The organism is Fulvimarina manganoxydans, from assembly GCF_900176465.1.
GTDB classification, from domain to species: domain Bacteria; phylum Pseudomonadota; class Alphaproteobacteria; order Rhizobiales; family Rhizobiaceae; genus Fulvimarina; species Fulvimarina manganoxydans.
The window spans coordinates 305,794-318,276 of record NZ_FWXR01000002.1 but is presented as its reverse complement, the minus strand read 5'-3'; the positions used below and the strand labels follow the sequence as shown (position 1 = coordinate 318,276).

Genomic DNA, 12,483 nt, shown 5'->3' with positions numbered 1-12,483 from the left:
TTGCTCGCTCAGGCCACGGCCAGTCGAACCGGCTCGCCGCCGGCATCGTCCTGTTCGAGGAAAAAGCGAAGCAGAAGATTTTGGGCGGTCAGCATCCGGTAGTCGACCGAGGCGCGCCAATCGCTGAGCGGCGTGAAATTCTGCGGCAAGAGCGCTGCGGCAGCGGTGAAGGCCCCTTCACACCAGGGCTGGCCGATCAGCGCCTCTTCTGCCGCCAAGGCCGCTTCGGCGTGCCGGCCATGCCGCCAAAGGCGATGCAGCAGGCCGAAATGACGCCGTTCGCGACCGTGCCGCTAATCCCGGCCGGAAGGGACGAAATATCCTCGTCGCGGCGTTTGGAGATCTTGTAGGCGGCATCGCGCTGGCCTTGGCTGGGAAGCGAAACCGCGATCTCCTCCACGAATTCGCCGGGCGTGCGATCCTGCCGGCCATAGGCGATGAAGAAGTCTTCGAGCGGAATAGCCCGGCGCGTCGCGCCGTGGCGCAAGGTGATCTCGGCGCCAAGCGCTATCAGAACTGGCGGCGTGTCGCCGATCGGAGAGCCATTGGCGATGTTGCCGCCGATCGTGCCCATATTACGCACCTGCCAGCCGGCGATCCGGTTCCAATAGGCTCTCAGATGGGGAAAGTGCTTGGCGAGATGGCCGGTGAAGATGGCAGGCGCGATCGGCCGCAGGGATTTCGTGACCCAAAATCCCACATCGGTCGCGCCGGCGACGATGGTGGCATTCCAATTTTCGGCGAGGCAGGCGGCGAAATCGTCGAGATCGGCAGGCAGGATGCTCTGATTGCCGGCCGGCCCGGTGACGATGCGATCCGTGCTCTCGAGAGCCTTGAGGCGCGCGGTGATCGCCTCGCGCTCGCGATGGATCGGATCGGCGGCGGGCGAGCCATAGCGGCTGACGGCGACCGCCGCGCGGATGATCGGCGCATATCCGGTGCAGCGGCAGAGATTGCCCTGGAGCGCGGTCTCGACCTCGACCTCCGTCGGCTCCGGAACCGCCATCCACAAGGCATAGAGCGACATCACGATGCCCGGCGTGCAGAAGCCGCATTGGGAGCCGGGCGGTTCTGAGACCCGCGGGCCTTCGAACCTATCGCTTGCAAAGGGCCGCGTCTCGCCCGAGGGCGTCTGCGCAAATGACTGGTCGAGACGCCCGCCGTTTATTTTCAACGCGTTTCGAACGCCCGCCCAATGGCTGGCGCATTCTGAACGACTCGCGGCCTCTGATCACCCTTGTCATCGACACCCGACATCGCGGATCTTGAGGAGGCAAGAGCGAATGGCGACCAATCGGAATCGGCATTCGCTCTCAACCCGATGATCGCAGTTCGCGAGAGACTCGCTCAGAACTCTTCCCAGCTGTCCTGCAGCATTTTCAGTGCAGCGTTGCCCTGAGTCTGTGGCGTCGCCTTTGGCCTCGACTCGTCCCGCGCTCCGATTTGGACCGGGGCGAACGCCGGTTTGGCGCGTGCGGTGGGTCTTGCAGCCGTCGCCGAATTAGAATGGCTTATGGCGCGTGAGGTTCGGGCGCCGCCCTTGGACGCGGAGCTGCGCGTCGAGAAGGATGCGACCAGTTGGCCGAGCGACTCGGTCTCGCTTGTCAGAGTGCCCGTGGCGGCCGTCGCCTGCTCGACCATCGCGGCGTTCTGCTGGGTCGACTTATCCATCTGGTCTGCGGCGCTCGACACTTCGCGCAGGCTCGTCGACTGCTCTTGGGCGCTGTCCGCGATCTCGGAGATTACCTTGGCCATATCGCCCACTTCGGCGACGATCGCCTCGAGCGATCTGCCCGAGGTGGTGACGAGATCGACGCCGACAGTCACCTGTTCGCGCGAGGTGGAGATCAATTCCTTGATCTCCTTGGCCGCGGTGGCGGAACGTTGAGCGAGTTCGCGCACCTCCTGGGCAACCACTGCGAAACCCTTGCCGGCCTCGCCGGCGCGGGCCGCCTCGACACCCGCATTGAGAGCCAAGAGATTGGTCTGGAAGGCGATCTCATCGATGACACCGATAATGTCGTTGATCCTCTGCGAGGAGCCTTCGATCTCTTCCATCGCGGAGATGGCGTTTCCGACGATGGTGCCGCCGTCCTCGGCCTTTTTGAGGGCAGAGAGCGCCTTGCGCCGGGCATCGGACGAGCCTTCGGCGGTTCTTGCGATCGCCTGGCTGACATCATTGAGAGCGGCGACGGTCTCTTCGACGCTCGCGGCCTGTTGTTCGGTTCGCTGGGAGAGGTCACGCGCGGCGGCATCGATTTCGCTGAGGCCGGAGCGGATCGATCCGACCGCACCGACCACGCCGTCGATCGCATCTTCCAGGTGGCTGACGCTGTCGTTGAACTTGGCTCGGATCGCGACGAATTCCGGCGCGACTTGCCGATCGATGCGCACCGTCAGATCGCCGGCCGCCAGCCTTTCGAAGCCGGCGTCGACGGCGGTAACGAATGCCCGAAGGTCCTCCGCTTTGGCATTCTCAAGATCGGCATGGCGCTGACGGATCTCATCGCTCTCGCGCCGGGTCTTTTCTTCGGCGCTTGCCAGTTCGTTGCGCTCGATCAACGACTTCTTGAACGTCTCGACGGCACCCGCCATGGCGCCGATCTCGTCCTTGCGCTCGAGACCCACGGTCTCCACGCTCGTGTCGCCGGCCGCCAGCTGGCGCATGAGGGCGGTCATCGTCGAAACGGGGCGGCCGATCATCCTATGCAGCCCATAGCCGAAGGCGATCGCGGCTGCGACGAGAAGAACCATGCCAATGCCGACAGTCCAGCGAGACGTCGCGATGGCTTGCGTTTCATCGCGTGATGCCGCTTCGACATTGGCGAAGGCGGAATCGCGAGCGCCGTCGAGCGTCTCCTCGATCGGTTCGATAAACGTGTCGGCTTTTCCCGATTTGAAGATTTGGAGCGCCTCCGGATAGGTCGCGTCCGAACGGGCGAAAGCGATGACAGGATCGGCGATCTCGCTCTGCCAGGCGTTCATGTCGAGGGCGGCCTTGTCGAGCGCCGTCAAAAGGTCCGGCCTGCCGGCCACCAAGCCGCGAAGCTCGCCCAGAGCCTTTTCAAAGCTCTGGTAATGTTCCTTGACGCGCTGCGCGAAATACGGATCGCGCGTAATCATGAAACCGCGAAGGGAATTTTCCTGGCGCGCGAGCGTGAAACGCGCGGTCACCGCGGCCTCAGAGACGGCGATCTGCTCGTCCTTGAAATGGGCCCGGTTGGCGATATCAGACACTGTCCATGTGAGGATTCCTCCCATGCATACGGCCATGAGCGTCACGATCGAGAAAGCGACTCCAATCTTCTTCCCGACAGATAGATCCCGGATCCTTGGCAAGATTCATCCTCCAAAACGTATGCCCTATTTATTCTCTCATGGCACGATTATGTTGCCCCGACATTAATTCCGCTTGTGCTTCCAAGAGCTTGCATGTTCGGCGAAAGGCTTCGACCAGAGCGTGCTGATTGTATTGAAATGAGATAGAACGGGCGCCGAATTAAAGGTCTTGCGCATAGCGATCATAATCGGAGATTGGCCCCTGACCGCTAATGGACGGAGAGACGAGCGGACGCTCCTCTGTCTCCGTCGCGGCTGTCTCTATCGGTGCTTTGGACGGGGGTTCGGCGCATGTCCCCTCGCAGGGATAGCCGCGGCGCGGCTCCCTTCTCCAAAACAACGCATGCTGCGGCCTCAAAGCCGCGATGTCGTTCCAACGATCAGAAGAACCGACTAGATTGTTTAAGCCTCCCGCCGCTTCGCGCACCTATCCCTGCCGAAACCGCCATTGATCTCGCTGCATGTTTGCGTAAGCATCGCATCGCCGAAAACTGCCAATGGCGAATGTCCACCCCAGCCGCGAACGCATTCCATTAAGGCGTCGAACGTCACGCCCCCGCAAGTCGCGTCGCAGAATGAATGAAACCATGACCCGCCATTCCTATCGCGATCAGCTTGCAGACCAGCCCCTCGATTGTGCGATCGAGGCCGATGAGGTTCTGTTCGACGGCTTCCGCGCGCTGCGCAAGGTGACGCTCAGCCATGGGCGGCTGGACGAGGGCGGGACGATCGGCCCCGTTTCGCGCGAGTTTCTCGCCACGGGCGAGGTGGCGATCATCATCCCCTATGACCCGGACCTCGATGCGATCGTCACCATTCGCCAGTTTCGGATCGGCTCGGCACTGGTCCTCGACAAGGCGGCGGCGTTGGAGCTCCCCGCAGGCCTCGTCGATCCCGGCGAGGAAGTGGAGACCGCGGCAGCCCGCGAACTCGAAGAGGAAACCGGTCTCAAGGCGCGAGCGATCGAGCGCTGCTATGCCTTTCTCACCTCACCCGGCCTGACCACGGAACATGCGACCGTCTATTTGGCGATCGTCGATGCTTCGCAGCTGGGTGAAAAGGCCGGCAAGGAAGAGGAGGACGAGGATATTCGACCGGTCCTCGCCCCCGTTGACGAGCTCGTCACGGCCGTCGACGAAGGCTGGGTGGAGAACGGCTTTCTCATCGGCTGCACCCACTGGTTCGCCCGCAAGGGCCGCGCCAAGGCCCATGCGCTTCTCAACACATTGAGTGTCGACTGACGGCGAAATGGCGCCATGCCCAAGGCTTGGCAGGCGTCGCGGCGAGGGTTAAGCACGAGACCATGACAGTTCTTCTCTCCGTCACCGGCTTCGACCCCGATCGCTGGCTCGAAGCGCTTCGCAAGGCCGATCCCGCGCGCAATTTCGTGCGAGATGCCAGCCCAGGGGACGAGGATGTGCGCTATGCTGTCGTGTGGAAGCATCCGCACGGGCTGCTCGACACCTATCCGAACTTGCAAGCGATCCTATCGCTCGGCGCCGGTGTCGACCATATTCTCACCGATCAGCGTCTGCCGGACGTGCCGATCGCGCGGATCGTCGCCGACGATCTGACGGCGCGCATGAGCGAATATGTGCTCTGGCGGGTTCTCGATCATCATCGCCGGGGTTTTGCCTATCGCGCGCAACAAGCACGCTCCCAATGGAACGAGCGGCTGCAGCCGGCAGCGGGCGAGATCACCGTCGGCATCATGGGTCTTGGCGAGCTTGGCCGAGATGCCGCGTCGAAGCTCCGCAATCTCGGCTTCAAGGTCACCGGCTGGAGCCGCGCACCAAAATCCGTCGAAGGTGTCGAGAGCTTTGCCGGAGAGAATGGGCTCGGCCCGTTCCTTCAAAGCGCGGACATTCTGGTCGTGCTCTTGCCCCTGACCCGGGACACGCGCGGCATCGTCAACGGTAAGCTCCTATCCCAATTGAAGCGGGAGACGCCGCTCGGCGGCCCGGTTCTCATCAATGCGGGGCGCGGCGGACTGCAGGTCGAGGTGGATATTCTCGCCGCCCTCGACGATGGAACGCTGATGGAAGCCTCGCTCGATGTCTTCGAGATCGAGCCCCTGCCCGCTGCCTCGAAGCTCTGGTCCCATCCCCGTGTCTTCGTCACGCCCCACGCCGCAGCATCATCGGAGCCGACGGCCCTCGCCCCAGTCATAACAAGGCAGATCGCCGCCCATGAACGCGGCGAGGCACTGGAGAACGTGGTCGATCGAGCCGCGGGTTATTGAGCCGCCCTGCTTAGGCTCGACTCGGCCCCAAAGAGCGCCTATAGCGAACCGTACCGTTCGGTACGGCCCATTTGCGAAGCGGCAGATGAAGGCCGCCACGAGACGCCATCAGGAGGACTGACATGCCCGCTTATCGTTCCCGCACCTCGACCCATGGCCGCAACATGGCCGGCGCGCGTGGTCTTTGGCGCGCGACGGGCATGAAGGACGGCGATTTCGGCAAGCCGATCATCGCGGTCGTCAACTCCTTTACCCAGTTCGTGCCCGGCCATGTGCATCTGAAGGATCTCGGCCAACTGGTCGCCCGCGAGATCGAGGCGGCGGGCGGCGTCGCCAAGGAATTCAATACGATCGCGGTCGATGATGGCATCGCCATGGGCCATGACGGGATGCTCTATTCGCTCCCCTCGCGCGAGCTGATCGCCGACTCCGTCGAATATATGGTCAATGCCCATTGCGCCGATGCAATGGTCTGCATCTCCAATTGCGACAAGATCACGCCGGGCATGCTGATGGCCTCGATGCGCCTCAACATTCCCGTCGTCTTCGTCTCGGGCGGGCCGATGGAGGCCGGCAAGGTCGTTCTGTCCAACGGCGAGAAGAAGGCGCTCGACCTCGTCGACGCCATGGTCGCGGCGGCCGACGACCGGGTCTCCGACGAAGATGTCCAGACCATCGAGCGCTCTGCCTGCCCGACCTGCGGCTCCTGCTCCGGCATGTTCACGGCCAACTCCATGAACTGCCTGACCGAAGCCCTCGGCCTCTCCTTGCCGGGCAACGGCTCGACGCTCGCAACCCACGCCGATCGCCGCCGCCTCTTCGTCGAAGCCGGCCATCTCGTGGTCGATCTCGCCCGCCGCTATTACGAGCAGGATGACGAGAGCGTGCTGCCGCGCGCCATTGCGAGCTTCAAGGCTTTCGAAAACGCGATGACGCTCGACATCGCCATGGGCGGCTCGACCAATACGGTGCTCCATCTCCTCGCCGCCGCCCAGGAGGGCGAGGTCGATTTCACCATGGCCGACATCGATCGCCTGTCGCGCCGGGTGCCAGTGCTCTGCAAGGTCGCGCCGGCCGTCGCCAATGTTCACATGGAAGACGTTCATCGCGCCGGCGGCATCATGGCGATCCTCGGCGAGCTCAATCGCGCCGGTCTCATCGATGCCTCCTGCGGCTGCGTCCATGCCGAAAGCATGGAGGCTGCGCTGGGCCAGTGGGACGTGACGCAGACCTCAAGCCGTTCGGTGCACGACTTCTATCGCGCCGCGCCCGGCGGCGTGCCGACGCAAGTCGCCTTCAGCCAGGAGCGTCGCTGGGACGATCTCGACCTCGACCGCGAAAAAGGCGCGATCCGCAGCGCCGATCACGCCTTTTCGAAGGATGGCGGCCTTGCGGTGCTTTACGGCAATCTCGCCGAGGATGGCTGCATCGTGAAGACGGCTGGCGTCGATGACTCGATCCTCAAATTCTCAGGGCCCGCCCGGATCTTCGAAAGCCAGGACGCGGCGGTCAAAAGCATCCTCTCCAACGAGGTGAAGCCCGGCGACATCGTGCTGATCCGCTATGAGGGCCCGCGCGGCGGACCCGGCATGCAGGAAATGCTCTATCCGACGAGCTATCTGAAGTCGAAGGGCCTCGGCAAGGCCTGTGCCCTCGTCACCGACGGGCGGTTCTCGGGCGGCTCTTCGGGCCTCTCCATCGGCCATGTATCACCGGAAGCGGCGGAAGGCGGCACGATCGGTCTCGTTCAGGAAGGCGACCGGATCGAGATCGACATCCCGAACCGCTCGATCCATCTCGCCGTCGACGACGCCGAGATCGCCAAGCGCCGCGAAGAGCAGGACGAAAAGGGCTGGAAGCCGGCCGAGCCTCGCAAGCGCAAGGTGACCGCCGCCCTCAAGGCCTATGCCGCCCTGACGACAAGCGCCGCCAAGGGCGCGGTTCGCAAGGTGGATTGACGGGGGCGTTGTACTGCCGCTGGGCCCGATGCACGACAGTCTCTTCGAACGGCCTCTGGCGAGTACTCGGCGCTTGCAAATCGGGCGTTCACTTGCATCGCGCTCGTCATGCTCGGGCCCCGTCCCGAGCATCCAGTGCACCAGTGAAGCCTCTCTATTTTCAGACGTTTCTGGATTCTCGGGACGGAGCCCGAGAATGACGATGCGTCGAAGGAATCGGCTTCTCAATCAGGTCGCAGGCTCGGCTTCTAAGCGTAGCGTCGTGCACCCTGACCGCTGGACGAATGGATGGACTTATCTGATTAATTCATTCGTCCAGCGGCATTAGATGTGCAGGGACAACGCCAATTGGAGCGCTTGGACACATGACGGTGAGTAGCATCATTTTGATGGCGATGGCGCCTCTCGGTGCATTGTGCCTCCTCATCTTCGTTCACCTCAACGCGAAACGGCACCCTGCGCGCCGAATTTCACAGCAAAACCAGAATGCCTTTCGCGAACGCTAATTGATTGCCCTCCCACTTGGGAGATGTTTCAGTCGAAGCAGCTGAGTTGAGGCGCCGAACGGCGACGTTTCATAGTCCCCTCGATCCTTCTTCGCTCAACTGAGCATTGGCAAACGCCGCACGGCGCTCACCATCGCGCCCTTATCGGAAAAGCGTTCGATCGTCTCGGCAAGGGGCTCGATCGCGGTCATCATATGGAAGGCGTTGGCATGAAGGAGCCGGCGCCCGTCCAGCATCAGGCCCACATGGCCCGGCCAGAAAACGAGGTCGCCCCGCTGAAGGGCCTCGATCCCGGCGAGCCGCGTGCCGAGGCTGCGCGCCTGATCGCCGGAATCGCGCGGCGCCTCGAGCCCCGCCATCTGGCAGGCGAGTTGGACGAGACCGGAGCAATCGATGCCGAGGACGCTCTTGCCGCCCCAGAGATAGGGCGTTCCGACGAAACGCTCGGCGACAGCGACCGGGTCGCCCATATGCTCGTCCGGCGGTCCGAGATGCTGGGCGACGACGGCACCGCCAGGCACGAGAACATAGGCGGCGTTGTGGTCCGCGCCTTCCCCGGTCTTCGAGACGAGCGCGCCCATCGGTAGTCCCATGACCGGCGGCGTCTTGATATCGGGCTTGGGAAAAAGAAAAGTTCGCGGCACTGTCACCCGCAGGGCAGCGGACGCGCGTTCGGCGTCGGGCTCGGCAAGGGCAATCGCCTCCCCCGGCGCATAGCCCACATAACCGTCCGTTTCGAGCTGGACCCAGGACCAGACGCCGTCTTCGGTCTGAAGCGTCTCGAAGACGCGAAGGCGCTCCCCCATCAAAGCCTCGGTGTCCAGCGCGGCGCGGGACGAAGGCGAGCGGCGTAAGGGCGCCAAAGGCGCGACGACGACGCCGCTCTTGCCCTCCACGAAGCGTTCGGCCGTGATCTGCCCCTCCAGGCGAATATCGGCGAGGTCCTCGCGATAGGCATTGAGGCGCGGATTGAGGCGATCTGTCATGAGGTCCTGGCTTGTTTTGCGATCACTTCGCGGGATAGCGCGTGGAAAAATGCTCGAAGAGGGTGCGGATCGCCATCGCCTCGCCGCCGACCGGGCCGATGGGCGAGGCCTTGGGACGCCAGCCATAGATGTCGAAATGGCCCCAGCTCTTCGCCTTCTCCACGAAGCCCTGAAGGAAGAGCGCGGCCGTGATCGCGCCGCCGAAACCGCCTGTGCTGACATTGTTGGTGTCGGCGACCTTCGAGGCGAGATCGGCATTGTAGGGTTTCCAGAGCGGCAGGCGCCAAATGGGATCGGCGACCTTCGATCCAGTCTCGGCAAGCCCGCTCGCCAAAGCCTCGTCGTCGGTGAAGAAGGCCGGCAGATCGGGCCCGAGCGCCACGCGCGCGGCGCCGGTCAGCGTCGCCATGTCGATCATCAGCTCCGGCGCTTCCTCGTCGCCGAGGGCCAGAGCGTCGGCCAGAACGAGGCGCCCCTCCGCATCCGTGTTGCCGATCTCGACCGTCTTGCCCTTGCGGCTCGTCAGGATATCGCTCGGGCGGAAGGCGTTGGCGGAGATCGAATTCTCGACCGCCGGAATGAGGACTCTCAGACGGATCGGAAGCTTGGCGTCCATGATCATGGAGGCAAGGCCCAGGACATTCCCCGCCCCGCCCATGTCCTTCTTCATCAGAAGCATGTTGGAGGACGGCTTGATGTCGAGCCCGCCGGTGTCGAAACACACGCCCTTGCCGACGAGGGTGATCTTCGGCGCGTCCTCCGCCCCCCAGGCGAGATCGACGAGGCGCGGTGCCGAGGCGCTGGCGCGCCCGACCGCGTGGATCATCGGAAAGTTCTTCTCCAGAAGCGCATCCCCGACGATGGCGGAGACCGAGGCGCCATGGCTTTCGCCGAGCGTACGAATGGCGGCTTCGAGCTCGACCGGCCCCATGTCATTGACGGGCGTGTTGATGAGATCGCGGGCGAGCGTCACGCCCCTCTCGACCGTCTCGACCCGTGCGAGATCGAGCCCATCGCCGAGATGCACGCGTCGGCTCGCCTCGTCGCCGTCCGATCCGTTCGGCGTCTTGTAACGCGAGAAGCGGTAACCACCGAGCTTGAGAGCGAGGCCGCAGAGGCTCGGATCGAGATCGCTCATCCCCTCCAAATGCCAGTCGCCGGCCGGGAGCTTGCGGGCAAGGCTTCCTGCGAGCAACGCGGCGCGTGATGCAGACCCCGCATCGCTTTCATCCATCTTGCCGAGGCCGAGAAGCACCTTAGCGACGCCTCCATCGGAGCCGGGAACAAGACAGACCTCGCCGGCCCCGCCATCGAAGCCGCTTGCTTTCGCCCAGGCGGCGACCGCCTCCCCCTGCTCTTTCGCCTCGCCGGGCCTCAAACCAAGGATCGGGCGGGACGTGTCGGATCGGGCGGGGAGGAAATCGAGGGTCATCGGGTCTCCATTCGGCGGGTTAAGACGACGGGAACAGCGAAAGCCCCCGTTAACGGTCCATTAGGGTTAACAGAATATTGTGGGTCCCGAATGACCGCCGGCCCACAGTCCGGCGAAAACCATCCAGGGTCTCGGACGGGAGCGACTCATGCGCAGCCGGAAGTCTAGTTCGTTTTCGATGTCGAAAAAGGGCCTGACGATCGCAAGTCTCGCCGCGCTCCTGGCCATGAGCGCTTGCGCCAATGTCAGCCGGGAGACGACCGGCTCGATTTCCAAGCCCTCCCAGACGAGCACCTATGGCGCGCCGTCCAAGCCCGTCTCGCAAATGTCGTCCAGCGATCTGCGCGGCGCGCTCGCCGCCTATGGCCAGCGTTACGAGGCCAATCCGAAGGACAAGACCGTCGGTCTTTCCTATGCCGCCGCGCTTCAGATGGCGGGCCGCAACGAACAGTCCCTTGCCGTGATGCGCCAGGTCGCCATCGCCCATCCGAAGGATCGCGACGTCCTGTCGGCCTATGGCAAGGCACTGGCCGCGGCCGGCGACCTCACCAAGGCCCTGGAGACCGTGCGCCGGGCCCAGACCCCGGACTATCCGGACTGGCGGCTGTTCTCGGCCGAAGGGGCGATCCTCGACCAGCTCGGGCGCCAGGACGATGCCCGCGTTCTCTATCGCAAAGCACTCGATCTTCAGCCGAACGAGCCGGCGGTCCTGTCCAATCTCGGCATGTCCTATCTCCTGGCCAACGATCTGCCGTCGGCCGAACGCTACCTGAAACAGGCGATCGGCCAACCGGGCGCCGACAGCCGCGTGCGCCAAAATCTCGCTTTGGTCGTCGGCCTTCAGGGCCGCTTCGAGGAAGCCGAAAAGATCGCATCGGCCGAGCTCTCGCCCTCCGAGGCGCAAGCCAATGTCACCTTCCTGCGCCAGATGCTGTCCCAGCAGAACACTTGGTCGAAGCTGGAGAAGGAAGGCAAGGCCGGCTGAGACACGAGGCGCCGAACGGCCTCTTCTCAAGCCAGTTCCTGTGCAAGCCAAGCAAGCACCGCCGCCACTTCGCGTCGGTGCTCAACGGCGTGGTCGCAGAGATAGACCGCGATCTCCGCCGGCCGGATCACGCTCTCCCGACAGGGGCGCAGAAGCGTTCCGTCAGCCAGCATGGACGCGACCGTCCGCCGCCATCCCAGCGCAATCCCCTGCCCCGAAACGGCGGCCTGAAGGACCAGCGGATAGCTGTCGAAGCTTCGGCCCTTTGAGCCGACACGGACCATCGATCCGCTCTGACGCAGAAAGTCGTCCCAATCCATCCAGTCCTGCGGCTCGACGCGATGGGCGAGCAGCCGCTCGTCTCGAAGCGCGCTCAAAGGCAACGGGCATTTCATCGCTTCAGCATAGGACGGACTGCAAACCGGAAACACCTCGTCGCTCGCCGTGAAGACCAGCGGATAAGAGCCATGCCGCCGTCCAGCCGTCTGGATGGCGATGTCGAAATCGGCCGCCGCTTCCCCGATCGCCTCAATCGAGCCCGAAACGCGGACCTCCACATCCGGGTGAAGGCGATGGAAGGACGACAGGCGCGGCATCAGCCAATAAAAGGCTTCGCAGAGTTGGCAGCGCAGCACCACTTCGCCCGGTCTGCGCCGCGCCTTCAGCCGCTGCGTCTCCATGGCGATCTCGCTCAAGGCATCGCTGACGATCCGCCCGAAGCGGCGTCCGGCCTCGGTGGGAAAGACGCCCCGATTGCGCCGCTCGAAAAGCGTAACTCCCAATTCGGCTTCGAGAAACCGGATTTGCTTGCTGATCGCTCCCTGGGTCAGGCCGAGCTCCTCGGCCGCCAGGGTGAAGCTCTCCAACCGGCAAGACGCTTCGAAGGGAAGAAGGGTCGCCAAAGGCGGCAGGGTGCGACGGCTCGAATGCATGACGTCCATTCATGAAACAATGGCCGAGAAGTCGTTTGTGGAGCGGCCGATATTCCGCAAGCATTACCGGATGGCATCCATATCGACCAGTCCCGCGCCTCGC

At 63.7% G+C, this 12,483-nt stretch carries 8 protein-coding genes and 1 pseudogene; 4 read left to right on the top strand and 5 right to left on the bottom strand.

Features of this window, described 5'->3' with window-relative positions:
* Positions 1–8: 8 nt before the first annotated feature.
* Both B9A15_RS04155 and B9A15_RS04150 read right to left on the bottom strand, forming a co-directional pair.
* Positions 9–1,006 (bottom strand): annotated as a pseudogene (locus B9A15_RS04155) (FAD binding domain-containing protein).
* Positions 1,007–1,347: 341 nt separating this feature from the next.
* A complete protein-coding gene (locus tag B9A15_RS04150; RefSeq protein ID WP_170923162.1) occupies positions 1,348–3,261 on the bottom strand; it encodes a methyl-accepting chemotaxis protein in 1,914 nt (637 codons plus the stop codon).
* Positions 3,262–3,926: 665 nt separating this feature from the next.
* On the opposite strand from B9A15_RS04150, the gene B9A15_RS04145 reads away from it, so the two are divergent.
* The 3 genes from B9A15_RS04145 (at position 3,927) to ilvD (ending at position 7,539) form a co-directional block, all read left to right on the top strand.
* Complete coding sequence (locus B9A15_RS04145; RefSeq protein WP_084408837.1) at positions 3,927–4,580, top strand: NUDIX domain-containing protein; 654 nt, start codon at positions 3,927–3,929, stop codon at positions 4,578–4,580.
* Positions 4,581–4,642: 62 nt separating this feature from the next.
* Complete coding sequence (locus tag B9A15_RS04140; RefSeq protein ID WP_084408758.1) at positions 4,643–5,581, top strand: 2-hydroxyacid dehydrogenase; 939 nt, start codon at positions 4,643–4,645, stop codon at positions 5,579–5,581.
* Positions 5,582–5,703: 122 nt separating this feature from the next.
* Positions 5,704–7,539, top strand: a complete 1,836-nt coding sequence (gene ilvD / locus B9A15_RS04135) for a dihydroxy-acid dehydratase (protein WP_084408757.1) — start codon at positions 5,704–5,706, stop codon at positions 7,537–7,539.
* A 601-nt stretch (positions 7,540–8,140) separates the two neighbouring features.
* Here the strand turns inward: ilvD and B9A15_RS04130 are convergent.
* Complete coding sequence (locus B9A15_RS04130) at positions 8,141–9,031, bottom strand: C40 family peptidase (RefSeq protein WP_084408756.1); 891 nt, start codon at positions 9,029–9,031, stop codon at positions 8,141–8,143.
* 22 nt (positions 9,032–9,053) lie between these two features.
* Positions 9,054–10,463: a leucyl aminopeptidase family protein gene (locus B9A15_RS04125; protein WP_084408755.1), complete on the bottom strand. Its 1,410-nt coding sequence runs from the start codon at positions 10,461–10,463 to the stop codon at positions 9,054–9,056.
* Positions 10,464–10,641: 178 nt separating this feature from the next.
* Here B9A15_RS04125 and B9A15_RS04120 point away from each other — a divergent pair, with 178 nt between their 5' ends.
* The gene (locus B9A15_RS04120; RefSeq protein ID WP_244556782.1) at positions 10,642–11,448 is read left to right on the top strand and encodes a tetratricopeptide repeat protein; all 807 of its coding nucleotides are present in this window, start codon (positions 10,642–10,644) and stop codon (positions 11,446–11,448) included.
* Between the two features lie 26 nt (positions 11,449–11,474).
* Here the strand turns inward: B9A15_RS04120 and B9A15_RS04115 are convergent, their stop codons facing one another.
* On the bottom strand, positions 11,475–12,380 hold the full coding sequence (locus B9A15_RS04115; RefSeq protein WP_084408753.1) for a LysR substrate-binding domain-containing protein: 906 nt from the start codon (positions 12,378–12,380) through the stop codon (positions 11,475–11,477).
* Positions 12,381–12,483 lie beyond the last annotated feature (103 nt).